This window comes from Hymenobacter puniceus (assembly GCF_014333525.1).
Lineage (GTDB): Bacteria > Bacteroidota > Bacteroidia > Cytophagales > Hymenobacteraceae > Hymenobacter.
This window is the reverse complement of the sequence record NZ_JACSCX010000001.1, coordinates 659,419-684,480: the sequence shown is the minus strand read 5'-3', so window position 1 is coordinate 684,480 and position 25,062 is coordinate 659,419. Positions and strand designations below refer to the sequence as shown.

Here is a 25,062-nt window from a genome sequence, read left to right as displayed (position 1 = left end):
TCCAGCAGCAAGCTGGTGCCGGACGCATACACGGGCGTAGTTCAAGGGTAGAATAGAGGTCTCCAAAACCTTTGATGGGAGTTCGAATCTCTCCGCCCGTGCATTGAATACAGGTTGCTAGGTCCGCAGCCTGCGAGTAATCAGAAGCCACTAACCAGGCGACGAGCAATGGACAAGAAACCGAATTACTTCCGCGACACCGTCGAGGAGATGCGCTACAAGGTAACGTGGCCTTCCTTCGAGGAACTCCAGAAGAGCGCTGGTCTGGTGCTCATCGGTTCGCTGGTATTCGCTGCTGTTGTTGGGTTGATGGACGTGGCTTTTAAAACTGGTCTGGAAGCGTTTTACAACTCATTCCGTTAATCGGCGGCGAAGATGGGAGAGTTGAAATGGTATGTGGTTCGCTCGGTGAGCGGACAGGAGAAAAAGGCCAAGACCTATCTCGAAACGGAAATTGGCCGGCACGGTCTTTCTGATCTGGTACCTCAGGTACTGATTCCGGCCGAGAAGGTGTACGAGATGCGCAACGGCAAGAAGCGCGTACGGGAGCGGAATCTGTATCCCGGCTACATCATCATCCACGCTGATCTGTCGCACGGTGAAGTTGACCACATCATCACCAGCACGCCTGGTGTATTGGGTTTCCTGAGCGACAAAGAAGGCAAGGCTGCAAACCAGAACACCAAGCCAATTCCGCTGCGTCTGTCGGAGGTAAACAACATCCTCGGCATTGTAGACGAAGCAGAAGAGCAGACGGCCACACTCGAAACGCCATTCGTGGTAAACGAACTGGTAAAAATCGTCGACGGTGGTTTTGCCGGCATGCTGGGTACTGTTTCGGAAGTATTCGAAGAGCGCAAGAAGCTCAACGTAATCGTGAAAATATTTGGCCGTAGCACGCCCATGGAGCTGAGCTACACGCAGGTCGAAAAAGAGTCATAGTAGATAGAGCGAACTTGAGCTAGGGACAGTTGGATGCCACGCCTCTGACTGTCTCTAGCTCAAGTTTCACCTACTACCAAGCAAACGTCATCGGTTATCCGCTCCGGACCGGTGGTGCTTCCACTTCGGAGCAATCAAAAAACTGAGGGCAATGCGTGTTACGATGCAGCGCCCGAAGCCTTACAAACCAAATGGCCAAGGAAATTAGAGGTTATCTGAAGCTTCAGATAAAGGGAGGCGCCGCAAACCCTGCGCCGCCGGTTGGACCTGCACTTGGTAGCAAAGGCCTTAACATCATGGAGTTCTGCAAGCAGTTCAATGCTCGCACCCAGGATAAGGCCGGCCAAGTTTGTCCTGTACTCATCACCATGTACACCGACAAGTCGTTTGACTTCGTTGTGAAGACCCCTCCGGTGCCGGTTCTCCTGATGGAGGCTGCCAAGCTCCAGAGCGGTTCGAAAGAGCCTAACCGTAACAAGGTAGGTTCCGTGTCGTGGGACCAGGTGCGCACCATCGCTGAAACGAAGATGCCAGACCTGAATGCTTTCAAAGTGGAGTCGGCAATGCTGCAGGTAGCCGGTACGGCTCGCAGCATGGGCATCACTGTGTCGGGCACTTCTCCTTTCGCTGAATAATCTAACGACGGAGTAGACATGGCACAAGTAAGCAAAAAGCGCAAGGAAGCCCTTGCTAAGCACGACCTGACCGAAGTTCGGAATCTGGTAGAAGCGGCCAAAGTGGTAAAGGACATCACCTATACCAAATTTGATGCCTCAGTAGATATCGACGTTCGTCTGGGCGTGGATCCCCGCAAAGCCGACCAAATGGTACGTGGCGTAGCTACGCTGCCCCACGGCACCGGCAAAACCGTTCGTGTTCTGGCCCTCGTTACGCCCGATAAAGAAGCCGAAGCTACTGCAGCTGGTGCTGACTACGTTGGTCTGGACGACTATATCGCCAAGATCGAGAAAGGCTGGACTGACATCGACGTTATCATCACCATGCCGGCCGTAATGGCTAAAGTGGGTCGTCTGGGCCGCGTGCTCGGTCCCCGTGGCCTGATGCCTAACCCGAAGTCGGGTACGGTTACGACCGACGTAGCCAAAGCGGTGCAGGAAGTGAAAGCTGGTAAAATCGACTTCAAAGTTGACAAAACCGGTATCATCCACTGCTCGGTTGGTAAAGTGTCGTTCGACGACCAGAAGCTGGCTGAAAACGCCATTGAAGTGATTCAGACACTGATTCGTCTGAAGCCTTCGTCGGCTAAAGGCACGTACATCAAGAGCATTACGCTCTCGAGCACGATGTCGCCTGCTGTTCCGGTTGACACGTCGGTAACTTCCGCATAATTTAAATCAACACGACGATATGATCCGGGAAGAAAAACAAGCCCTCGTCGACGAGTTGAGCGAGAAGTTCCAATCGCACAACGCGTTCTACATTGCCGATGCGTCGGGAATGTCGGTGGCGAAAATCAACGAATTCCGTCGGCTTTGCTTTAACCGCGGCCTGGAGTTCAAAGTCTACAAGAACACGTTCATCCGCAAGGCACTCGACACCCTCGGTGGCGACACGTCGGAGATGGACGCGGCACTGGTTGGCCAGTCGGGTATTCTGTTCTCGAAAGAGTCGGGTAATGCTCCTGCCAAACTGCTGCAGGACTTCTACAAGGCGCAGAACTACGGCAAGAACGTAGAGCCGAAGCCGGCCTTCAAAGGTGCCTACATTGATGCCGGTGTTTATGTTGGCGCTAGCCAGCTGAGCACGTTGAGCACGCTCAAAGGCAAAAACGAGCTTATCGGTGACGTTATCGGTCTGCTCCAGTCGCCTGCCAAGAATGTTATTTCTGCTCTGTCGAGCGGCGGCAACAAGCTGGCTGGTATCCTCAAAACGCTTTCCGAAAAAGAAGAGGTTGCAGGCTAACCGCTGCTCGTCTTTTTCAACTTCAATTTCCTCCAACAACCCCTTTTTAACAATCTACAGAAATGGCAGATTTGAAAGCATTCGCCGAGCAGCTCGTTAGCCTGACGGTAAAAGAAGTAAACGAACTGGCTACCATCCTGAAGGACGAGTACGGCATCGAGCCCGCTGCTGCTGCTCCTGTAATGATGGCTGGTGGTGGCGCTGCCGCTGCTGACGCTCCTGAGGAGAAGACCACGTTCGACGTGATCCTGAAAGCTGCCGGTGGCCAGAAGCTGGCTGTTGTGAAGCTGGTGAAAGACCTGACCGGTCTGGGCCTGAAAGAAGCCAAAGAACTGGTTGACGGCGCTCCTAAGCCCCTGAAAGAAGGTGTAGCTAAGGATGAAGCTGAGTCGCTGAAGAAGCAACTGGAAGAAGCTGGCGCTGAAGTAGAAGTTAAGTAATTTCTGCTGCCTGCTCTTAAAACCAGCAAATAAGGAGAGGCCTGGCAACTAAGCCAGGTCTTTTCCTGTTTGTAGGCAACAAACTAGCCGGAAGTTCGTTTGCACGCCGCTTTGCGGCTTTTCGTGCCTACGGACGCCACAAGCGCAAGGTTTTGCTTTGCGTTTTCGTGCGCCCGCAACTTTTGAAATTTTTCAAGGCCACTGCACTGTAATGGCCCTGTTCTGGATTCTCCCAGTGTCCATTTCCTAACCCCACATACATTGGCTACACCGAAAGCACAGTCAGGTCTGCAAAAGCTGCAAGCTGCTGACGAGCGGATCAACTTCGCCAAGATTAAAAAGGTTATTGAGTATCCGGATTTCTTGGACGTGCAGGTTCGCTCGTTCATGGATTTCTTCCAGTTGGAAACGGCTGCCGAGAACCGTACCGATGAGGGCCTGTTCAAAGTATTCGCCGAGAACTTTCCGATTTCGGACTCGCGCGAAAACTTCGTGCTGACCTTCCTCGATTACCACGTTGACCCGCCCAAGTACTCGGTTGACGAGTGCATTGACCGCGGCCTCACGTACTCGGTTCCGCTGAAAGCCAAGTTGCGCTTGGTCTGCAATGACTCGGACAATGAAGATTTCGAAACGATTGAGCAGGAAGTGTTCCTCGGAAACATTCCCTACATGACCGAAAAGGGCTCGTTCGTTATCAACGGCGCTGAGCGCGTTATCGTGTCGCAGCTGCACCGCTCGCCGGGCGTATTCTTCGCCCAGAGCAAGCACACGAACGGTACCAAGCTGTACTCAGCCCGGATCATCCCGTTCAAAGGCTCGTGGATTGAGTTTGCCACGGACGTGAACAACGTGATGTACGCGTACATTGACCGGAAGAAGAAATTCCCGGTTACTACGCTGTTGCGCGCCATCGGCTACGGCACCGACAAAGACATTCTCGACCTGTTCGGGCTGTCGGAGGAAGTGAAGGCCGATAAAAAGAACCTCAAGAAAGCCGTCGGCCGCAAGCTGGCCGCCCGGGTGCTCCGCACTTGGACGGAAGACTTCGTGGACGAGGACACCGGGGAGGTGGTTTCCATCGACCGGAACGAGGTACTGTTGGAGCGCGACTCTACCATCGAGGAGGAAGATATCGACACGATCCTGAACGCCGGGGCCAAGTCGGTGATTCTGCACCGCGAGAACGTAAACATTGCCGACTACGCAATTATTTACAACACGCTGCAAAAGGACAACTCCAACTCGGAGAAAGAAGCCGTGGAGCAAATCTATCGTCAGCTCCGGAATACGGAGGCTCCCGACGAAGAGACGGCCCGCGACATCATCCAAAAGCTATTCTTCTCGGATAAGCGCTACGACCTCGGGGACGTAGGCCGCTACCGTATCAATAAGAAACTGGGTATTGACACCGGTTGGGACGCCCGCGTACTGACCAACGAGGACATCGTCCTCATCGTGAAATACCTGATCGGTCTGATCAACTCGAAGGCCATTGTCGATGATATTGACCACTTGAGTAACCGTCGTGTACGCACAGTAGGGGAACAGCTTTACGCCCAGTTCGGCGTGGGCCTGGCCCGTATGGCGCGTACCATCAAGGAGCGCATGAACGTGCGTGACAACGAGGACTTCAAGCCGGTTGACCTGATCAACGCCCGCACGCTGTCGTCGGTTATCAACTCGTTCTTCGGCACCAACCAGTTGTCGCAGTTCATGGACCAGACCAACCCGCTGGCCGAGGTGACGCACAAGCGTCGCGTATCGGCACTGGGGCCAGGAGGTCTGTCGCGCGAGCGGGCTGGTTTCGAAGTACGTGACGTTCACTACACCCACTACGGCCGCCTCTGCACCATTGAAACGCCGGAAGGACCGAACATCGGTCTGATTTCGTCGCTGTGTGTGCACGCCCGGGTTAACTCGATGGGCTTCATCGAGACGCCTTACCGCACGGTAGAAAACGGCAAGGTGGATACCACCGAGCACGTGAAGTACCTGACCGCTGAGGAAGAAGATACCCACCACATCGCGCAGGCCAACGCCCGGATCGACGACGAAGGCAACTTCATCAACGATTTGGTAAAAGGCCGTTTTGAAGGTGACTTCCCTGTAGTTGGTCCGGACGAGTACAGCTACATGGACGTAGCCCCGAACCAGATTGTATCGGTGGCTGCTTCGCTGATTCCGTTCTTGGAGCACGACGATGCTAACCGGGCCCTGATGGGCTCGAACATGCAGCGCCAGGCAGTTCCGCTCCTGAAAGCCGAGGCTCCGATTGTGGGCACCGGTCTGGAAGGCCGCGTGGCTACCGACTCGCGCACGCTGGTGGTAGCCGAAGGTGACGGCGTAATCGACTACGTGGACGCCAACCGCATCGTCGTGAAATACGACCTGACGGAAGACGACATCCTCGTAAGCTTCGATGCGGAGAAGATTTCCTACGACCTGATCAAATTCCGTCGTACCAACCAGGATACCTGCATTAATCTGACGCCGCTCGTGAAGAACGGCGAGCGGGTGGTGAAAGGCCAGGTACTGTGCGAAGGCTACGGCACCAACAAAGGTGAACTGGCCCTGGGCCGGAACATGCAGGTGGCGTTCATGCCATGGCAGGGCTACAACTTTGAGGATGCCATTGTCATCTCGGAGAAAGTAGTGCGCGACGACATCTTCACCTCGATTCACATTGAGGAGTTTGAGCTGGAAGTGCGCGAAACCAAGCGTGGCGAAGAAGAGCTGACCTCGGAAATTCCGAACGTAAGCGAAGAAGCCGTGCGTAACCTCGATGACAACGGTATCATCCGTCTGGGTGCTGAGGTGAAGGAAGGCGACATCCTGATCGGTAAGATTACGCCGAAGGGCGAAACCGACCCGACCCCAGAAGAGAAGCTGCTCCGCGCCATTTTCGGTGATAAAGCCGGCGACGTGAAGGATGCCTCCCTTAAGGCGCCACCGTCACTGCAGGGTGTTGTTATCGGCACCAAGCTGTTCTCGCGTCCGAAGAAAGACAAAAACCTCCGGGCCAAGTCGAAGAAGGAAGTGGAAGAGCTGAAGGACTCGTACGCCAAGGAACTCCGCGGCATCAAGTCCATTATGGTTGAGAAGCTGATTCAGCTCCTAGAAGGCAAAACCTCCCAGGGTATCAAGCATAAGTTCGGCGACGAAATCCTGACCAAGGGCGTGAAATTCGGGAAGAAGAACATCACGGAAGCGTTGTTCCCCGAGAAGAACCCCTACAAGGACGAGAGCAACTACGCCGTGCCCGAGGAGGTGAACATCTTCAAGGACCTGGTGCTGGAAGGCTGGACTGCCGACGCCCGCGTGAATGGTATGGTGCTGCAACTGGTGAAAAACTACGCCAAGCGCCGCAACACCATCACGGCCCGCTTCAAGCGTGACCGGTTTACGCTAGAGGTTGGCGACGAGCTGCCCGCTGGCATCGTACAGCTGGCCAAAGTCTACATCGCCAAGAAACGTAAGCTGAAGGTGGGTGATAAAATGGCTGGTCGTCACGGTAACAAAGGGGTAGTGGCCCGCATCGTGCGCGATGAGGACATGCCTTTCCTGCCCGATGGCACGCCAATGGACATCGTGCTCAACCCGCTGGGTGTACCGAGCCGGATGAACATCGGTCAGATTTACGAGACGGTACTGGGCTGGGCCGGCCTCAAGCTGGGCCGCACCTACGCTACCCCGATTTTCGACGGTGCTACCGAAGCGGAAGTATCAGCCGAATTGACGGAAGCCGGGTTGCCGACCTTCGGCCGCGCGTACCTGCACGACGGCCTTACCGGCCAGCGTTTTGACCAGCCGGTAACGGTGGGTGTTATCTACATGCTGAAACTGGGTCACTTGGTGGATGACAAGATGCACGCCCGTTCGATCGGACCGTACTCGCTCATCACGCAGCAGCCGCTGGGTGGTAAGGCCCAATTCGGTGGTCAGCGCTTCGGCGAGATGGAAGTGTGGGCATTGGAGGCCTTCGGTGCTTCCAACGTGCTGCAGGAAATCCTGACGGTGAAGTCGGATGACGTGGTAGGCCGTGCTAAAGCGTACGAGGCCATTGTAAAAGGCGACGTGCTGCCCAAGCCGAATATCCCCGAGTCGTTCAACGTACTCATCCATGAGCTACGTGGTCTGGCCCTGGAAATCACGCTTGACTAAGGTTTGAATGGGGTGGCTGCTGATGCGCAAGTATCGGCAGCCACTTTTCAAGTCCTGCTTATATAGAGTACCCGCAGTTCGGGGAACCGATAACAACTGCTGTCGGCGTCGTTCCGAGATAAGGTCAGAACGACAGCTAATACCGGCACTGGTTGGCTGCACAAGGGTTCGTGTTTGCCCAAAGACGAACGATTACCCAATCAGACCTAGCAAAACCTACTGCGCGGCGTACCTATCCGACCCGCAGAGCACTTTTCGCAGAGTCGAACTGTTCTGTTCTTTCCGACTGATCTTAAGACCAGCGGAACCAACTAACAGCCACAAGCCAACAGCTAACAGCTACCCTACATGGCGTTTGCAAAAAACAAGAAACTGGTACAGGACTTCTCGAAAGTCACCATTTCGCTGGCCTCGCCCGAATCCATTCTGGAGCGGTCGAACGGTGAGGTTGTGAAGCCCGAGACGATCAACTACCGGACGTACAAGCCCGAGATGGGCGGCCTGTTTTGCGAGCGGATTTTCGGTCCCGTGAAGGACTGGGAATGCCACTGCGGCAAATACAAGCGGATTCGCTACAAAGGCATCATCTGCGACCGTTGCGGCGTGGAGGTGACCGAGAAGAAAGTACGCCGGGAGCGGATGGGCCACATCGAACTGGTGGTGCCCGTTGCGCACATTTGGTACTTCAAGTCCCTGCCCAATAAAATCGGCTACTTGCTGGGCCTGCCCACCAAGAAGCTCGATCAAATCATCTATTACGAGCGGTATGTAGTAGTACAGCCGGGCGTACTGGGCGAAGAAGGCGTGCAGCAGCTCGACTTCCTCACCGAAGACGAATACCTCGACATCATCGACAAGCTCCCCCGCGAGAATCAGATGTTGCCGAACGAGGACCCCAACAAGTTCATCGCCCGCATGGGTGCCGATGCCCTGCAACTCCTGCTGGAGCGCATCAACTTGGACGAGCTGAGCTACTCGCTGCGTGACTCTGCCGCCCACGAAACTTCGCAGCAGCGTAAGGCTGAAGCGTTGAAGCGTCTGCGTGTAGTAGAAGCTTTCCGCGATGCCTCGACTCGCGTGGAGAACAAGCCTGAGTGGATGGTAATCCGCATGGTGCCCGTTATTCCGCCGGAGCTGCGCCCACTCGTTCCGCTCGACGGTGGCCGTTTCGCCACCTCCGACTTGAATGACCTGTACCGTCGCGTTATCATCCGCAACAACCGCCTCAAGCGCCTGATCGAAATCAAGGCTCCTGAAGTGATTCTGCGGAACGAGAAGCGCATGCTGCAGGAAGCTGTGGATTCGCTGTTCGACAACTCGCGTAAGGTGAATGCCGTGCGCGCCGAAGGCAACCGCGCCCTGAAGTCGCTGTCCGATATGCTGAAAGGCAAGCAGGGCCGCTTCCGTCAGAACCTGCTCGGTAAGCGTGTCGATTACTCGGGTCGTTCGGTTATCGTGGTTGGTCCTGAGCTGAAACTGCACGAGTGCGGTCTGCCCAAGAACATGGCCGCCGAGCTGTTCAAGCCGTTCATCATCCGCAAGCTCATCGAGCGCGGCATCGTCAAGACGGTGAAGTCGGCCAAGAAGATTGTGGACCGCAAGGACGCCGTAGTATGGGACATCCTGGAAAACGTGCTGAAAGGCCACCCAGTGCTCCTGAACCGGGCTCCTACGCTGCACCGCTTGGGTATCCAGGCATTCCAGCCGCGCCTCATCGAGGGCAAAGCTATCCAGCTGCACCCGCTCGTTTGTACGGCTTTCAACGCTGACTTTGACGGTGACCAGATGGCTGTGCACGTTCCTCTGGGACCGGCCGCTATTCTGGAAGCCTCCATGCTCATGCTGGCCTCGCACAACATCCTGAACCCAGCCAACGGCGCCCCAATTGCGGTACCGTCGCAGGACATGGTACTCGGGCTGTACTACGTGACCAAAGGCAAGCGCAGCACCGAAGACGAGCAGATCCAAGGCGAAGGCCGCATGTTCTATTCGGATGAGGAAGTAGTAATTGCCCTGAACGAAGGTCAACTGTCGAAGCACGCCTACATCAAGGTGCGCACGCAGGTTCGCGACGAGGATGATAACCTCGTCACGAAGATCATCGAGACGGTTGCCGGCCGCGTGCTGTTCAACCAGCTCGTACCGACTGAAGTAGGTTTCGTGGATGAGCTGCTGACCAAGAAGAAGCTGCAGCAAATCATTTCGATGGTGTTCAAGCGGACCGGTATGGCCCGCACCGCACAGTTCCTCGACGACATCAAGACGCTGGGCTTCCAGTCGGCTTACAAAGGTGGTCTGTCGATGGGTCTGGGCGATATCCAGATTCCGAAAGAGAAGGATGCTCTGGTTCTGCAGGCGCAGAACGACGTGAAAGCCGTTACTCAGAACTACCAGATGGGTCTGATTACCGACAACGAGCGTTACAACCAGGTTATCGACATCTGGACCCGCATCAACAACCAAATCACGGAAACCCTCATGGGTCGTCTTGAAAAAGAGGATCAGGGCTTCAACTCGATTTACATGATGATGCACTCCGGTGCTCGTGGCTCGCGTGAGCAGATTCGTCAGCTCGGCGGTATGCGGGGTCTGATGGCCAAGCCGCAGAAGTCGCTCCAGGGTTCGGTAGGCGAGATTATCGAAAACCCGATTCTGTCGAACTTCAAAGAAGGCCTCGATGTAATCGAGTACTTCATCTCGACGCACGGTGCCCGGAAAGGTCTGGCCGACACCGCACTGAAAACGGCTGACGCCGGCTACCTGACCCGTCGTCTGGTGGACGTGTCGCAGGACGTAATCGTAAACGAAAACGACTGCGGTACGCTGCGCGGCATCGAAACCTTTGCGCTGAAGGACAACGAGGACGTGGTAGAGCCACTGGCCGAGCGTATCCTGGGCCGCGTGGCGGTGCACGATATCATCGACCCGCTGACCGACGAGGTAATCCTCACAGCCGGCACGGAAATCACCGAGGACATCACCCGCCGCATCGATGCTACGGCTATCGAGTCGGTGGAAATCCGCTCGGTGCTGACCTGCGAAAGCAAGCGAGGTATCTGCGCCAAGTGCTATGGCCGCAACCTGTCGTCGGGTCGCATGGTGCAGAAAGGTGAGGCTGTTGGTGTTATTGCTGCCCAGTCCATCGGCGAGCCTGGTACTCAGCTCACGCTGCGTACCTTCCACGTAGGTGGTACTGCCTCTAACATCGCCGTTGAAGCCAGCCTGAAAGCTAAGTTCGCCGGTGTAGTTGAGTTCGAAGACATTCGGACCGTGGAAACCGCCAACGCCGACGGCGAGATGGTGAAGGTGGTCATGGGTCGTTCGGGTGAGATTCGCATCGTAGAGAAAGGCACTGGCAAGGTGTTCATCTCCAACCACGTGCCGTACGGCTCGTTCCTGCTGGTGGAAGAAGGGCAGGAAGTGGAAAAAGGCGCCGAACTGAACAACTGGGACCCCTACAACGCCGTTATTTTGGCCGAGTTTGATGGTACCATTCAGTACGATGCCATCACCGAGGGCATCACCTACCGCGAGGAGTCGGACGAACAGACCGGTCACCGCGAGAAAGTGATTATCGAATCGAAGGCCAAGGATCAGAACCCGGCCATTATCGTTCGTCCCGGCAAGAAAGGCGACGCCGAAGGCCAGAAAGCATACAGCATTCCGGTTGGCTCGCACTTGAACGTCGAGAACGGTGAGAAAATCAAGGCTGGTCAGATTCTGGCCAAGATTCCGCGCGCCGTGGGCAAAACCCGCGACATTACCGGTGGTCTGCCCCGCGTTACGGAACTCTTCGAAGCCCGTAACCCGTCGAACCCGGCTGTAGTAGCTGAAATCGACGGTGTGGTGACCTACGGTACGGTGAAGCGTGGCAACCGCGAAATCTTCGTGGAGTCGAAAGACGGTGTTAAGAAGAAGTACATGGTGCCGCTGTCCAAGCACATTCTGGTGCAGGACAACGACTTCATCCGCGCTGGTTCGCCGCTGTCGGATGGGGCCATCACGCCTTCCGACATCCTGAGCATTCAGGGCCCTGGCGCCGTGCAGGAATACCTCGTGAACGAGATTCAGGAAGTATATCGCCTGCAGGGTGTGAAAATCAACGATAAGCACATCGAGGTGGTCGTTCGCCAGATGATGCAGAAAGTTGTTATTCTCGACGCCGGCGACACGACGTTCCTGGAGCACCAGGTAATCGACAAAATCGTGTTCATGGAGGAAAACGATACCATCATCGACATGAAGGTGGTAACGAACGCCGGCGACTCGACCAACCTGAAGCCCGGCCAGATTGTAACGGCTCGTCGCCTGCGCGACGAGAATAGCAGCCTGCGCCGCCGCGACCTGGCCCTAGTGGAAGTGCGCGACGCACAGCCTTCGGTGTCCCGTCCTACGTTGCAGGGTATCACCCAGGCTTCGTTGGGCACCCAGTCGTTCATCTCGGCCGCTTCCTTCCAGGAAACGACCAAGGTGCTGTCGGAAGCTGCCATCCGTGGCAAGGCCGACGAACTGCTGGGCCTGAAGGAAAACGTAATCGTAGGTCACCTCATTCCGGCCGGTACCGGTCTGCGCGAATACACGCGTCAGATCGTCGGCTCGAAAGAGGAACTGGAGGCCCAACAGGCCGCCAAAGCCGACGAGACGCCCGCACCTACCAAGCGCCCCGCCCGTGCTTCGCGCCGCGAGTCCGTTTCGGAGTAAGCGAGTAGTTGCTCAAATAAGAGAAGCCGGCCGGGGAAACCCGGCTGGCTTTTTCTTTTCTATCTTGACTTGATGAACATACTATGGAAGCGCAGCATCGAAATGACACGGAGAACTTATAACAGGCTACCAGAGATAATAAGGTTTGTGCTTTCCCTACTCATGCATATTTTCTGTTATGCCGGAATCATAAAGGCGTTTATTTTTCTCAAGAGATTCATTGGAGAGTTTGCATGGGCTAATGATGCGAATCAATGGCTGTTTCCGCGTCCCATGAGTGACTTGCGCATTATTGTTCTAGCAAGTGCCCCATTCTTAATAACAATACTTGTAGGTATATATTCGTACATCCGCCAGAAGCCAAATCCTGAATAGCCATCTTCATGAACCAACCCAACCAAACCGACGCCGACGCGCCGCAGCAGCAAGACCCCAACGCCATTAACATCGAGCTGTCGGAAGACATTGCCGAGGGCGAGTACGCCAACCTGGCCATGATTGCGCACAGCAGCAGCGAATTCGTCATCGACTTCATCCGCCTGATGCCGGGCGTGCCCAAGGCCAGAGTGAAAGCGCGCATCATCCTCACGCCCGAGCACGCCAAGCGCCTGCAGGCCGCTCTGGCCGAAAACCTGGAGCGCTACGAGCAGGCCAACGGCCCCATCAAGCAGCAAAACGACTCGCCGATGTACCCGATGGGCTTCGGCGGGAAGATAGGGGAGGCGTAATACTGCGAATAGTACCACGTTGGTCAGGGCTTTTATCGAGAAGATAGAAGCCCTGACTTTTTTAGGTGCAATTGGTAAGCCTTGGAAGTCGACGGACAACGAGAATCCACAACTAGCAGCGGCTGTTGGCGCAGGAAGGTGAATTTTGGGCTTGCAGGGCGCTTGAAACCGCACCGGACGAATACCTAAAACAAACTATTCCAACTCGTTTGCTAATTCAGCCTGACTTTTCTACCTTTGCAAGCCTAATTTTTGGGAGAGAACCCTCCTTGACAAAACATTCCGTAAATGCCTACTATCAACCAGTTAGTACGAAAAGGCCGCGAGAAGCTGACGACGAAGTCGAAGTCGCCGGCCCTTGACTCGTGCCCGCAGCGCCGTGGCGTTTGCACCCGTGTGTACACCACCACGCCTAAGAAGCCAAACTCGGCTATGCGTAAAGTGGCCCGTGTGCGCCTCACCAACGGCAAAGAGGTGAATGCCTACATCCCCGGTGAAGGCCACAACCTGCAGGAGCACAGCATCGTGCTGATTCGTGGTGGTCGTGTGAAAGACCTTCCCGGCGTGCGTTACCACATCATCCGTGGTGCCCTTGACACCGCCGGTGTAAACGGCCGTACGCAGCGCCGCTCGAAGTACGGTGCCAAGCGTCCGAAGCCAGGCCAGGCTGCTCCAGCCGGCAAAGGCGCTCCTGCTAAGAAGAAAAAGTAATTGAAACCGAGTGAGGTAGCGCGCAGTGCCGGATAGCACATGGTTCTTATCCCACTTGCCCGCTGCCTCAGCTCATTTCTACACCCATGAGAAAGTCAAAACCAAAGAAGCGCATCCTCCTGCCCGACCCCAAGTTCAAGGAGACGCTGGTTACCCGGTTCGTCAACTACATGATGTACGACGGGAAGAAAAACCTCGCCTACACCATTTTCTACGATGCCTGCGAGCTTGTTGAGCAGCGCACCAAGGAAAGCGGCGTGGAGATGTGGCGCAAAGCCCTCAACAACGTAATGCCGACCGTAGAGGTGAAGAGCCGCCGCGTAGGTGGTGCTACCTTCCAGGTTCCAATCGAAGTTCGTCCGGACCGTCGTATTGCTGTAGGCTCGAAGTGGCTGATTCAGTACGCTCGTCGTCGTGGCGAAAAGACCATGAAGGACAAGTTGGCCGGTGAAATTATCGCCGCCGCGAAAGGTGAAGGTGCTGCCGTCAAGAAGAAAGACGACACGCACCGGATGGCAGAAGCCAACAAGGCCTTCTCGCACTTCCGCTTCTAAATAAATGAGTGCTTAAGTGAATGGGCTGCCCGTTGATTTGGTTAACTCCACAGTTCAGCTGCCACCTGCTCACCAAACACACATTCACTCATTCAACTAGACATGGCTGTTAATAAAGATCTGCAATACCTCCGGAACATCGGGATTATGGCGCACATCGATGCTGGTAAAACCACCACGTCGGAGCGTATTCTCTACTATACCGGTAAGACCCATAAAATCGGGGAAGTGCACGAAGGTGCCGCCACGATGGACTGGATGGAGCAGGAGCAGGAGCGTGGTATCACCATCACCTCGGCTGCTACTACCACCTTCTGGAACTACCCAACCGACGCCCAAGGCGACCCGACTCCGGACACCAAGCAGTACAAGATCAACCTCATCGATACCCCCGGCCACGTTGACTTCACGGTAGAAGTGGAACGTTCGCTGCGCGTACTTGATGGTGCTGTGGCTCTGTTCTGCGCTGTATCCGGCGTAGAGCCCCAGTCGGAAACCGTATGGCGTCAGGCTGACAAGTACAAGGTGCCGCGCATCTGCTTCGTCAACAAGATGGACCGTGCCGGTGCTGACTTCTTCAAAGCCGTCAACGAAATCAAGGACAAGCTGGGTGCTAACCCCGTGCCGCTCCAGATTCCGATTGGTGCTGAAGATACCTTCAAAGGCGTAGTTGACCTGCTTACTGGCAAGGCTATCGTATGGGATGATGCTACCCAAGGCAAATCGTACCACGAAATCCCGGTTCCCGAGGATCTAGTGGACACGGTAGCTGAGTGGCGTCAGAAACTCATCGAGAGCGTAGCCGAGTATGACGACCGTCTGCTGGAGAAATTCTTTGAAGACCCCGAGAGCATCACCCGCGACGAAATGATGGTTGTTATCCGCCAAGCGGTTATCGACATGAAGTTCTCGCCCGTAATGTGCGGTTCGGCGTTCAAAAACAAAGGCGTACAGTCGATGCTGGATGGCGTAATGGCCTACCTGCCGTCGCCGCTGGATATGCCTCCCATCATCGGTACCAACCCCGATACCGGCGAGGAAATCGAGCGTCACCCCGACAACTCGGAGCCTTTCACTGCCCTGGCGTTCAAGATTGCTACCGACCCCTTCGTAGGCCGTCTGTGCTTCTTCCGCTGCTACAGCGGCGTGCTGGACGCTGGCTCGTATGTGCACAACAACCGCACGAACAAGAAAGAGCGTATCTCGCGCCTCATGCAGATGCACTCCAACAAGCAGAACCCGATTGACAAAATTCAAGCGGGTGACATTGCTGCGGGTGTAGGCTTCAAAGACATCAAAACCGGTGATACGCTGACCGACGAGAAGTCGCGCGTGGTACTGGAGTCGATGAGCTTCCCTGAGCCGGTAATCGGTTACGCCATCGAGCCTAAGACCCAGGCCGACATGGACAAGATGGGTATGGCTATTGCCAAACTCGTGGAGGAAGACCCAACGCTGGTGGTGCAGACTGACCCCGAGACGGGCCAGACCGTACTGAAAGGCATGGGCGAGCTTCACCTCGAAATCATCATCGACCGGATGCGTCGGGAGTTCAAGGTGGAAATCAACCAGGGTGCTCCGCAGGTAGCCTACAAAGAGATTCTGACCAAGTCGGTAGAGCACCGCGAAACGTACAAGAAGCAGACCGGTGGTCGTGGTAAGTTTGGCGACATCGTGTTCGAACTCGGTCCGAAACTGACCGACCCCGAGAAGCCAGGTCTGGAGTTCGTAAACGATATCACTGGTGGTGTTATCCCGCGCGAATTCATTGCTCCAGTTCAGAAAGGCTTCGAGGAAGCTATGAAGAATGGTCCGTTGGCTGGCTTCCCAATCGAAGGCATGCGCGTGCGTCTGTTCTACGGTTCTTACCACGATGTTGACTCGGACGCCCTGTCGTTCGAACTCGCTGCCCGTGGTGGTTTCCGTGAAGCCGGCAAGCAAGCTGGCCCGAAACTGCTCGAGCCAATCATGGCAGTAGAGGTAGTTTCGCCCGATGAGTACACGGGTTCGGTAACCGGTGACTTGAACCGTCGCCGTGGTATCATGAAAGGCATGGACACCAAAGGTGGTGCCAACGTAATCAAGGCTGACGTTCCGCTGTCGGAGCTATTCGGCTACGTAACTACGCTGCGTACCATCTCGTCGGGCCGGGCTTCGGCTTCGCTGACCTTCTCGCACTACGACCAGGTACCGACCAACCTTGCTGAAGGCATCATTGCCAAGCAGAAGGGCAATGCCATTCGCTAACACCGCTTTCATTCAATAGACATGAACCAGAAGATTCGCATCAAACTCAAATCCTACGACCACAACTTGGTGGATAAATCGTCGGAGAAGATTGTGAAGGCGGTGAAGGCTACGGGCGCTATCGTAAGCGGTCCGATTCCCTTGCCGACCATCAAGGAAAAATTCACCGTGCTCCGTTCGCCCCACGTGAACAAGAAGAGCCGGGAACAATTCCAGCTTTGCACCTACAAGCGTCTCGTTGACATCTACTCGACCTCGTCGAAGACCGTAGATGCGCTGATGAAGCTGGAGTTGCCCAGCGGTGTTGACGTTGAAATCAAAGTCTGAGGACCTGATTTAGTCAACTGACTACTGAAACACCTCACTGGTTCTTCGGAACCGGTGGGGTGTTTTGCTTTTACCTAAGCTTGTAAATGGTATAAGTCAATTTATGCGTTGCGACAAACCAATAGCAGAGGGGGCTAAAAAGGGCTAAAGCAGTGACACTGAAAATATTTCAGAGGGCAGCTATTATATAACATAACAATTTCCTAGCTTTGCACTCCCATTCCGAAAACGCCACTTGGGCGTTTTCGTGTGCGTCTTTTACTAAACCCAAACAGAATGCCTGGCATCATCGGTAAAAAAATCGGTATGACAAGCCTCTTCACTCCGGACGGGAAGAACATTCCCTGCACGCTCATCGAAGCAGGTCCGTGTGTGGTGACGCAGGTTAAAACCATCGAAACGGACGGCTACACGGCCATCCAGCTCGGTTACGGCGAGAAGAAAGCAAAGAACACCACCAAAGCATTGGCTGGTCACTTTGCCAAAGCCGGAACTACTCCCAAGCGCAAACTCGTTGAGTTCCGCACGGATGAAGTAGCCAATTTCGCTGCTGGCAGCGAAATCAACGCCTCTCTCTTCGAGGAAGGTGAATTTGTCGACGTAGTAGGTACGTCGAAAGGCAAAGGTTTCCAAGGCGTTGTGAAGCGTTACAACTTCGCTGGTGTTGGTGGCCAGACGCACGGCCAGCACAACCGCGGCCGTCACCCCGGTTCCATCGGTGCCTGCTCGTGGCCTTCGCGCGTGTTCAAAGGAATGCGCATGGGTGGCCGCATGGGCAACGACCGGGTGAAAGTGCAGAACCTGAAGGTGATGCGCATTGTAGCCGACAAAAACCTCATCGTGGTGAGCGGCTCGATTCCCGGTGCCAAGAACTCTTTCGTGGTCCTGGAAAAATAACCTTGAAGATGGAACTGTCAGTATATAACATCAAAGGCGAAGACACCGGCCGCAAGGTTACGCTGTCTGACGCCATCTTCGGTCTGGAGCCGAACGAGCACGTGATGTACCTCGACGTGAAGCAGTACTTGGCCAACCAGCGCCAGGGCACGCATAAGTCGAAGCAGCGCAATGAAGTGCACGGCACCACCAAGAAATTGAAGAAGCAGAAAGGCACAGGCGGCGCCCGTGCTGGCTCGATGAAATCGGGTGTGTTTGTAGGTGGCGGCCGGATTTTCGGTCCTGAGCCCCGCGACTACGGCTTCAAGCTCAACAAAAAGACTAAGCGTCTGGCCCGTCTGTCGGCTCTCTCGACCTTGGCTAAAGATGGTAAGGTTGCCCTGGTAGAGAACATCTCCCTGTCGGCTCCCAAAACCAAAGACTTCCTCAACATCCTGTCGGGTCTGAAGCTGAACAACGGCAAGAAGACCCTGCTGGTAACCGGCGAAGTAGACAAGAACGTGGTTCTGTCGGCCCGCAACATTCAGAAGGTGAAAGTATCGACGCCAATCGCGCTGAACACTCACGACCTGCTGAACACCGATACGCTGCTGCTGTCGGAAGCTGGCCTGACGGCATTGGAAAACCTCTATACCACTGCTGAATAATGAGCACGCTGAAAAAACCCATCGTGACCGAGAAGGCCACCGGCCTGAACGAGCAAGGTAAATACGTTTTCGAAGTAGAGCGTAGCGCCAACAAAGTTCAGATCAAAAAGGACATCGAGCAATTCTATAGCGTGACGGTAACGAGCATCAGCACGATCCGCACCAATGGAAAAGTGAAGTCCAAGTTCACCAAAGGTGGTTCGGTATCGGGCCGCCGCGCACATGGCAAGAAAGCCATCGTGACGGTGAAAGAAGGCGAGGTTATCGACTTCTACAGCGGCATCTAAGCTGCGCCCTTTTCTGCATAAGAGCATTTCCTAAGCAAGAGTAATGGCACTCAAAAAACTAAGACCAACATCACCGGGTCAGCGCTTCCGCATTGCACCGGCCTTCGACGAGATTACGACGTCGACGCCGGAGAAGTCGCTGTTGGCACCCATGAAAAACTCCGGTGGCCGCAACAACTCGGGCAAAATGTCAAACCGCTACATCGGCGGTGGACACAAAGCCAAGTATCGTATCATCGACTTCAAGCGTGACAAGGCCACTGTGCCAGCCACGGTGAAGACGATTGAATACGATCCGAACCGTACGGCCCGTATCGCCCTGCTTCAGTACGCCGATGGCGAGAAGCGTTACATTATCGCTCCTGCGGGCGTTGAGGTAGGTGCTACGGTCGTTTCTGGTTCGGGTGTAGCCCCAGAAGTAGGCAACGCCCTACCACTGCGCGAAATTCCGCTCGGTACCATCGTCCACAACATCGAGCTGATGCCCGGTAACGGTGCCGCTATGGCTCGTTCGGCTGGCACGTATGCTCAGTTGGTGGCCCGCGAAGACAAGTATGCCACGCTGAAATTGCCTTCCGGCGAGATGCGTATGGTACTTGTTACGTGCATGGCTACGGTTGGCACAGTATCCAATGGCGACCACATGAATGTTCGTCTGGGCAAAGCCGGCCGTAACCGTTGGTTGGGTCGTCGTCCGCGCGTTCGTGGTGTAGCCATGAACCCTGTTGATCACCCAATGGGTGGTGGCGAAGGCAAATCGTCGGGTGGTCACCCACGTAGCCGTAACGGTATCTTCGCCAAAGGTCAAAAGACCCGTAACAAGAACAAGTACTCCGAGCAGCTCATCGTTAACCGCAAAGGCAAGAAGTAAGCAATGGCACGTTCACTAAAAAAAGGGCCGTACATTGACTTCCGGCTCGAGAAGAAAGTAACGGCAATGGATGAGTCCGGCAAAAAGTCGGTGGTGAAGACTTGGTCGCGCCGCTCGATGATTTCGCCTGATTTCGTTGGCCACACCTTCGCCGTCCACAACGGCAATAAGTTCATCCCGGTATATGTTACGGAGAACATGGTAGGACACAAACTCGGTGAGTTTGCTCCGACTCGGAACTTCCGTGGACACATTGCCAAGAAAGATAAAGGCAAGCGCTAATCATGGAAGCAACCGCTAAACTCCGCAACGTTCCCACCTCGCCGCGCAAGATGCGCCTGGTGGCCGACATGGTTCGTGGTCAGAAAGTGACCCGTGCGCTGGGCCTGCTGAAATTCGAAGCCAACTCGGGTGCTGCCCGCGTTGAAAAGCTTCTCCTCTCGGCGCTTGCCAACTGGCAGCAGCACAACGAGGATGAGCGCATCGAAGACGCTAACCTCTACATAAAAGAGATTTTCGTGGATGAAGGTCGTCAGCTGAAGCGTCTGCGCCCTGCTCCTCAGGGTCGTGGCCACCGCATCCGCAAGCGCAGCAACCACGTGACGCTGGTGATTGACACGAAAGTGGAGCGTCTGGGCAGCAAAGCTGCTACCCAGAAGGCCGCTGAAACAAAGACCACCGAAGTCAATGCTGAAGCCAAGCCCAAGACTACGCGTCGCAGCTCGGCCAAGAAATCCACTGAAACCAAGGCAGAAGCCTCCGCATAAGCACTATGGGACAGAAAGTAAATCCGGTTGGCTTCCGTCTGGGCGTCATTAAAGGATGGGACTCGAACTGGTACGGCGGCAAGGACTTTGCCGACAAACTGGTGGAAGACGAGAAAATCCGCAAATACATCATGGCTCGTATCCCGAAAGGTGGCATTAGCCGCATCGTGATTGAGCGTACGCTGAAGCGCATCACCATTACCATCAACACGGCTCGTCCGGGTGTAGTAATCGGCAAGGGTGGCGCTGAAGTGGATAAGATCAAAGACGAGCTGAAGCAGATCACCAGCAAGGACGTTCAGATCAACATCTTCGAAATTAAGCGTCCGGAACTCGACGCCAAGCTGGTTGGTGAGAGCATTGCTCAGCAGTTGCAGGCTCGTATCTCGTTCCGTCGTGCTATGAAGATGAGCATTCAGGCTGCTATCCGCGTTGGTGCCGAAGGCATCAAGATTCAGTGCGGTGGCCGTCTGGGCGGTGCTGAAATTGCCCGTTCCGAGCAGTACAAGGAGGGTCGTACGCCGCTGCACACGCTGCGCGCCGATATCGACTATGCTTTGTCGGAAGCTCAGACCGTGTATGGCAAAATCGGCATCAAAGTATGGATCATGCGTGGTGAAGTGTTCGGCAAGCCCGACCTGTCGCCTAACCAGGTTCCTGCTAACCAAGGCAACGACACCCGTGGTGGCAACGACCGTGGCCCGCGCGGTGAGCGTGGTGACCGGGGCGGCGACCGTGGCCCGCGCCGCGACCGTAACGACCGTGGCGGTGACAACCGTGGCGGTGGTGCAGCTGGTGCTGCCGGTGGTGGTCAGCGCCGTGGCGGTGGTGCCCCAGGCGGTGCCAACCGTGGTGGCCAGGGCGGTGGCGCTCCGCGTCGCTAGTCGTTTCTTTTCTTCAGAAATTCAATTTCAATTAATCATGTTACAACCGAAAAGGACCAAGTATCGCAAGATGCAAAAGGGTCGCGTAACAGGCCTCGCCTACCGCGGCAGCTCCATTGACTTCGGTTCTTTCGCTATTAAGTCGTTGGAAGTGGCTTGGATTACGGCTCGCCAGATTGAGGCCGCCCGTATCGCCATGACCCGCGCCATGAAACGCGAAGGGCAAGTTTGGATCCGCATTTTCCCTGATAAGCCGATTACCAAGAAGCCCGCTGAAGTGCGGATGGGTAAAGGCAAAGGCTCACCCGAGTATTGGGTAGCCTGCGTAAAGCCCGGCACTATCATGTTTGAGTCAGACGGCGTTACACTGGAAGTGGCGCAGGAGTCGCTGCGCTTGGCTGCCCAAAAGCTGCCGGTTCGGACTCAGTTTGTTGTTCGTCGCGACTACGTAGAAAGCAAGTAAGATGAAGAACGCCGATATCCGTGCCCTTTCGCTGGAAGAACTGACCCAGCAAGTAAAGACCGAAAAAGCCAATGGTCAGACGCTGCGCTTCGCGCACGCCATCTCGCCGCTGGAAAACCCGATTCGCCTGAAGCAAAGCCGCAAGAACGTCGCCCGTCTGTTGACTGAGCTGACCCGTCGCGAGAACGAGCAGGCTAACAACACTGCTAACTAACGATGGCAAGCAACGAAGAACAGCAGGCTACCTCCGCTACGGAAGAGCGGAACCTGCGCAAAGAAATCATCGGGCGCGTTACCAGCAACAAGATGGACAAGTCCATCACGGTGATGGTAGAAAGCAAAATGAAGCACCCGATCTACGGCAAGTTCGTTACCAAGTCGACCAAGTTTATGGCTCACGACGAGAACAACGAATGCGGCGAAGGCGACACGGTACGCATCATGAGCACGCGTCCGCTGAGCAAGAACAAACGCTGGAGACTGGTAGAAATCGTAGAACGCGCCAAGTAAGATGATACAGCAAGAATCCCGTCTGACCGTCGCTGATAACAGCGGCGCCAAAGAAGTTCTTTGCATTCGTGTCCTCGGTGGCACGGGCAAGAAATACGCCAGCGTAGGCGACAAGATTGTAGTAGCCATCAAATCGGCTATTCCTTCCGGCAACGCTAAAAAAGGCACTGTATCGAAAGCAGTGGTTGTTCGCACGAAGAAAGAAGTACGTCGTAAGGACGGTTCTTATATTCGTTTCGACGACAATGCTGCCGTACTGCTCAACAATAACGACGAGCCCCGCGGTACCCGCATCTTCGGCCCCGTGGCCCGTGAACTGCGCGAGAAGCAGTTCATGAAGATCGTTTCGCTGGCTCCTGAAGTTCTCTAAGCAATGGCAACGAAAACGAAAGCAGCACCCGCGAAACTGCATGTGAAAACCGGCGACACCGTACAGGTGATTGCTGGCGACGAAAAAGGCAAAACCGGCATTATTAAGTCGGTGAACCGCTCGACGCAGCGCGTTATCGTGGAAGGCCTGAACCTGGTGACCAAGCACAACAAACCTAGTGCGAAGAACCCCCAGGGTGGCATTACCAAAATCGAAGCTGGTATTCACGTGAGCAACGTGAAGGCAATTGCCTCGACAAACGCCTAACCCGGTACGACGACAATGGCTCGATTCAAAGAGAAATACAACAAAGAAGTGGTGCCGCTGCTCCAGGAGAAATTCCAGTTCAAGAGCATCATGCAGGTTCCACGCATCACCAAGATCTGCATCAACCGCGGTATTGGTGCTGCCGTAGCCGACAAGAAGCTGGTGGACAATGGTGTGGACGAGCTGACGACCATCGCTGGTCAGAAAGCAGTTGCTACCATCGCCAAGCGTTCGGTTTCGAACTTCAAACTGCGCGAAGGCATGCCAATTGGCGCCCGCGTAACGCTGCGTGGCGAGCGGATGTACGAGTTCATGGACCGTTTGCTGTCCATCGCTCTGCCCCGTGTTCGTGACTTCAAAGGCATCAACGACAAAGGCTTTGACGGCCGCGGTAACTATACCCTGGGCGTTAAGGAGCAGATCATCTTCCCCGAAATTTCGATCGACAAGATCAAGTCGATTTCGGGTATGGATATTACCTTCGTAACGACGGCCGAAAACGACGAGCAGAGCTATGAGCTCCTCAAGGCTTTCGGTATGCCGTTCGCTAACGCCAAGAAACAAAACGACTAATGGCTAAGGAATCCGCGAAAGCAAGAGCGCGTAAGCGCATCGCTACGGTTGCCCGCTATGCTGAGAAGCGCAAAGCGCTGAAAGCTGCCGGCGACTACGAAGGTCTGGACAAGCTGCCGAAAGATGCTTCGCCCGTGCGCCTGCACAACCGGGACATGATTGACGGCCGCCCCCGTGGTTACATGCGTAAGTTCGGCATCAGCCGGGTACGTTTCCGCGAAATGGCGCTGGCTGGCAAAATCCCCGGCGTAACCAAGTCGAGCTGGTAGTTCGACCAGTTGCCAGATAGCTTCTGCTATTGATGCAACATTACTTGGCAGGTTGCCGAGAGAAACCATTGGCCGCATTCGAGTCAAGAAGTCTTAAACGAAAATTTCGCTGCCGCGTTTCCGCGGCGGCGAAATTTTCATATCTTTGCGGCTCCCTAAAAAAGGGTGGCGCTTTACCTAAGTCACATGAACACAGATCCAATTGCTGACTACCTGACCCGGGTACGCAATGCCATCAAGGCAAATCACCGGGTAGTGGAGATTCCGGCCAGCAACATCAAAAAGGAAATCACGAAGGTGCTCTATAAAAAGGGCTACATTCAGAGCTACCGGTTTGATGATGCCGCAGTACAGGGCACGATTAAAATCGCGCTGAAGTACAACCCGGTAACCAAACAACCCGCCATTACCAAGCTGCAGCGTGTTAGCACGCCCGGTTTGCGTCAGTATGCCCACGTGGAGAACCTGCCGCGCGTACTGAGTGGTCTGGGTGTCGCCATCCTGTCGACTTCGAAAGGGGTGATGACGGAAAAAGAGGCGAAAGCTGAAAACGTGGGCGGCGAAGTGCTGTGCTACGTCTACTAATCTGAAAGGAAAACGAGACTATGTCACGCATTGGTAAACTGCCCATCAGCCTGCCCGCCAACGTGCAGATTGAAGTGAGCAACGAAAACACGGTAACCGTGAAGGGCCCAAAAGGCACTTTGGTGGTTCCGGTTGACCGCGACATTACCGTAGCGACCGAAGACGGCCAGCTGGTAGTGACCCGCCCAACCGAACAGAAGCGTCATAAGGCCATGCACGGCCTCTACCGCTCGCTGCTAAATAACGCCATCAATGGCGTGAGCAACGGCTTGGAAGAGAAGCTAGAGTTGGTAGGTGTAGGTTACAAAGCCGCTATGGCTGGTACTACGCTGGAGCTGTCGCTGGGCTACTCGCACAACATCTTCCTGGCTCTGCCGAAAGAAGTAACTGCTACGGCTCTGACCGAGAAAGGCAAAAACCCTATTGTTACGCTGACCAGCATCGACAAGCAATTGTTGGGTCAAGTGGCCGCCAAAATTCGCTCGTTGCGCAAAGTTGAGCCCTACAAAGGCAAAGGCGTGCGCTTCGTGGGTGAGCAGATTCGTCGTAAGGCTGGTAAAACAGCTTCGAAATAATATCACACCATGGCTTTCGATAAAGCAACTAGAAGAAAACGGATCCAGCGCATCATCCGCACTAAGGTGGCTGGCACGTCCGAGCGTCCACGTTTGTCGGTGTTCCGCAGCAATACGGGCATTTATGCTCAGATTATTGACGATACGACCGGTCACACGCTGGCGTCTGCTTCCTCGAAGCACGTATCGGTGGAAGGGGGCAACGGAGTCGCCCTCGCTGCCGCAGTCGGCAAAGAACTTGCCGCCCGTGCTACAGGAAAAGGAATTTCGAAAGTGGTATTTGACCGTTCCGGTTACCTCTACCACGGCCGCGTAAAATCATTGGCAGAAGGAGCCCGCGAAGGCGGCCTCAATTTCTAA

At 55.0% G+C, this 25,062-nt stretch carries 29 protein-coding genes, 1 tRNA gene and 1 pseudogene; all 31 read left to right on the top strand.

Annotation, left to right across the window (positions count from 1 at the left end):
• Positions 1–30 precede the first annotated feature (30 nt).
• The 31 genes and pseudogenes from H8B14_RS02910 (at position 31) to rplR (ending at position 25,062) form a co-directional block, all read left to right on the top strand.
• A tRNA-Trp gene (locus H8B14_RS02910) sits at positions 31–101 on the top strand.
• Between the two features lie 67 nt (positions 102–168).
• Positions 169–363: a preprotein translocase subunit SecE gene (secE, locus tag H8B14_RS02905; protein ID WP_044016001.1), complete on the top strand. Its 195-nt coding sequence runs from the start codon at positions 169–171 to the stop codon at positions 361–363.
• A 12-nt stretch (positions 364–375) separates the two neighbouring features.
• A complete protein-coding gene (gene nusG / locus H8B14_RS02900) occupies positions 376–942 on the top strand; it encodes a transcription termination/antitermination protein NusG (protein ID WP_044016002.1) in 567 nt (188 codons plus the stop codon).
• 191 nt (positions 943–1,133) lie between these two features.
• A complete protein-coding gene (gene rplK, locus H8B14_RS02895; RefSeq protein ID WP_022822113.1) occupies positions 1,134–1,577 on the top strand; it encodes a 50S ribosomal protein L11 in 444 nt (147 codons plus the stop codon).
• Positions 1,578–1,595: 18 nt separating this feature from the next.
• Positions 1,596–2,291 (top strand): 50S ribosomal protein L1, encoded by a 696-nt coding sequence (rplA, locus tag H8B14_RS02890; RefSeq protein WP_044016005.1) that lies wholly within the window; start codon positions 1,596–1,598, stop codon positions 2,289–2,291.
• A 19-nt stretch (positions 2,292–2,310) separates the two neighbouring features.
• Positions 2,311–2,865 (top strand): 50S ribosomal protein L10, encoded by a 555-nt coding sequence (gene rplJ, locus H8B14_RS02885; protein WP_044016007.1) that lies wholly within the window; start codon positions 2,311–2,313, stop codon positions 2,863–2,865.
• 62 nt (positions 2,866–2,927) lie between these two features.
• The gene (rplL, locus tag H8B14_RS02880) at positions 2,928–3,305 is read left to right on the top strand and encodes a 50S ribosomal protein L7/L12 (protein ID WP_044016009.1); all 378 of its coding nucleotides are present in this window, start codon (positions 2,928–2,930) and stop codon (positions 3,303–3,305) included.
• 288 nt (positions 3,306–3,593) lie between these two features.
• Positions 3,594–7,469 (top strand): DNA-directed RNA polymerase subunit beta, encoded by a 3,876-nt coding sequence (gene rpoB / locus H8B14_RS02875; RefSeq protein WP_187314518.1) that lies wholly within the window; start codon positions 3,594–3,596, stop codon positions 7,467–7,469.
• 348 nt (positions 7,470–7,817) lie between these two features.
• Positions 7,818–12,170, top strand: a complete 4,353-nt coding sequence (gene rpoC, locus H8B14_RS02870) for a DNA-directed RNA polymerase subunit beta' (RefSeq protein ID WP_187314094.1) — start codon at positions 7,818–7,820, stop codon at positions 12,168–12,170.
• A 383-nt stretch (positions 12,171–12,553) separates the two neighbouring features.
• Entirely contained in the window at positions 12,554–12,898 is a 345-nt protein-coding gene (locus H8B14_RS02865; protein WP_187314093.1) for a DUF3467 domain-containing protein, read from the top strand.
• 288 nt (positions 12,899–13,186) lie between these two features.
• The gene (gene rpsL / locus H8B14_RS02860) at positions 13,187–13,609 is read left to right on the top strand and encodes a 30S ribosomal protein S12 (protein ID WP_044003259.1); all 423 of its coding nucleotides are present in this window, start codon (positions 13,187–13,189) and stop codon (positions 13,607–13,609) included.
• A gap of 86 nt (positions 13,610–13,695) precedes the next feature.
• The gene (gene rpsG, locus H8B14_RS02855) at positions 13,696–14,163 is read left to right on the top strand and encodes a 30S ribosomal protein S7 (protein ID WP_044016015.1); all 468 of its coding nucleotides are present in this window, start codon (positions 13,696–13,698) and stop codon (positions 14,161–14,163) included.
• A 102-nt stretch (positions 14,164–14,265) separates the two neighbouring features.
• The gene (gene fusA / locus H8B14_RS02850) at positions 14,266–16,410 is read left to right on the top strand and encodes an elongation factor G (RefSeq protein ID WP_187314092.1); all 2,145 of its coding nucleotides are present in this window, start codon (positions 14,266–14,268) and stop codon (positions 16,408–16,410) included.
• A gap of 21 nt (positions 16,411–16,431) precedes the next feature.
• Positions 16,432–16,737: a 30S ribosomal protein S10 gene (rpsJ, locus tag H8B14_RS02845; RefSeq protein ID WP_044016018.1), complete on the top strand. Its 306-nt coding sequence runs from the start codon at positions 16,432–16,434 to the stop codon at positions 16,735–16,737.
• A gap of 276 nt (positions 16,738–17,013) precedes the next feature.
• Complete coding sequence (gene rplC, locus H8B14_RS02840; protein WP_187314091.1) at positions 17,014–17,634, top strand: 50S ribosomal protein L3; 621 nt, start codon at positions 17,014–17,016, stop codon at positions 17,632–17,634.
• Between the two features lie 8 nt (positions 17,635–17,642).
• Positions 17,643–18,281, top strand: a complete 639-nt coding sequence (gene rplD, locus H8B14_RS02835) for a 50S ribosomal protein L4 (protein WP_187314090.1) — start codon at positions 17,643–17,645, stop codon at positions 18,279–18,281.
• Positions 18,281–18,568: a 50S ribosomal protein L23 gene (gene rplW, locus H8B14_RS02830; RefSeq protein WP_187314089.1), complete on the top strand. Its 288-nt coding sequence runs from the start codon at positions 18,281–18,283 to the stop codon at positions 18,566–18,568. Before rplD ends, rplW begins: the two co-directional genes overlap by 1 nt.
• 43 nt (positions 18,569–18,611) lie before the next feature.
• Positions 18,612–19,439, top strand: coding sequence for a 50S ribosomal protein L2 (gene rplB, locus H8B14_RS02825; protein WP_187314088.1), 828 nt, complete (start codon positions 18,612–18,614; stop codon positions 19,437–19,439).
• Between the two features lie 3 nt (positions 19,440–19,442).
• On the top strand, positions 19,443–19,721 hold the full coding sequence (rpsS, locus tag H8B14_RS02820; RefSeq protein WP_044003251.1) for a 30S ribosomal protein S19: 279 nt from the start codon (positions 19,443–19,445) through the stop codon (positions 19,719–19,721).
• 2 nt (positions 19,722–19,723) lie between these two features.
• Positions 19,724–20,206, top strand: a complete 483-nt coding sequence (rplV, locus tag H8B14_RS02815; protein WP_187314087.1) for a 50S ribosomal protein L22 — start codon at positions 19,724–19,726, stop codon at positions 20,204–20,206.
• Between the two features lie 5 nt (positions 20,207–20,211).
• Positions 20,212–21,090 (top strand): 30S ribosomal protein S3, encoded by an 879-nt coding sequence (gene rpsC / locus H8B14_RS02810; RefSeq protein ID WP_187314086.1) that lies wholly within the window; start codon positions 20,212–20,214, stop codon positions 21,088–21,090.
• Positions 21,091–21,127: 37 nt separating this feature from the next.
• The gene (gene rplP / locus H8B14_RS02805) at positions 21,128–21,553 is read left to right on the top strand and encodes a 50S ribosomal protein L16 (RefSeq protein WP_073281286.1); all 426 of its coding nucleotides are present in this window, start codon (positions 21,128–21,130) and stop codon (positions 21,551–21,553) included.
• A 1-nt stretch (position 21,554) separates the two neighbouring features.
• On the top strand, positions 21,555–21,767 hold the full coding sequence (gene rpmC, locus H8B14_RS02800; protein ID WP_187314085.1) for a 50S ribosomal protein L29: 213 nt from the start codon (positions 21,555–21,557) through the stop codon (positions 21,765–21,767).
• Positions 21,768–21,769: 2 nt separating this feature from the next.
• Positions 21,770–22,063 (top strand): 30S ribosomal protein S17, encoded by a 294-nt coding sequence (gene rpsQ, locus H8B14_RS02795; protein WP_187314084.1) that lies wholly within the window; start codon positions 21,770–21,772, stop codon positions 22,061–22,063.
• A gap of 1 nt (position 22,064) precedes the next feature.
• Positions 22,065–22,433: a 50S ribosomal protein L14 gene (gene rplN, locus H8B14_RS02790; RefSeq protein ID WP_044003245.1), complete on the top strand. Its 369-nt coding sequence runs from the start codon at positions 22,065–22,067 to the stop codon at positions 22,431–22,433.
• Positions 22,434–22,436: 3 nt separating this feature from the next.
• Positions 22,437–22,682, top strand: a pseudogene (rplX, locus tag H8B14_RS02785) (50S ribosomal protein L24); the annotation flags it as partial.
• 33 nt (positions 22,683–22,715) lie between these two features.
• Positions 22,716–23,273 (top strand): 50S ribosomal protein L5, encoded by a 558-nt coding sequence (rplE, locus tag H8B14_RS02780; protein ID WP_187314082.1) that lies wholly within the window; start codon positions 22,716–22,718, stop codon positions 23,271–23,273.
• Positions 23,273–23,542, top strand: coding sequence for a 30S ribosomal protein S14 (gene rpsN / locus H8B14_RS02775; protein WP_044016038.1), 270 nt, complete (start codon positions 23,273–23,275; stop codon positions 23,540–23,542). The genes rplE and rpsN overlap by 1 nt, the downstream gene beginning before the upstream one ends.
• 186 nt (positions 23,543–23,728) lie before the next feature.
• On the top strand, positions 23,729–24,127 hold the full coding sequence (rpsH, locus tag H8B14_RS02770; protein WP_044016040.1) for a 30S ribosomal protein S8: 399 nt from the start codon (positions 23,729–23,731) through the stop codon (positions 24,125–24,127).
• 20 nt (positions 24,128–24,147) lie between these two features.
• Positions 24,148–24,702: a 50S ribosomal protein L6 gene (rplF, locus tag H8B14_RS02765; RefSeq protein ID WP_187314081.1), complete on the top strand. Its 555-nt coding sequence runs from the start codon at positions 24,148–24,150 to the stop codon at positions 24,700–24,702.
• Positions 24,703–24,711: 9 nt separating this feature from the next.
• Complete coding sequence (gene rplR / locus H8B14_RS02760; RefSeq protein WP_044003239.1) at positions 24,712–25,062, top strand: 50S ribosomal protein L18; 351 nt, start codon at positions 24,712–24,714, stop codon at positions 25,060–25,062.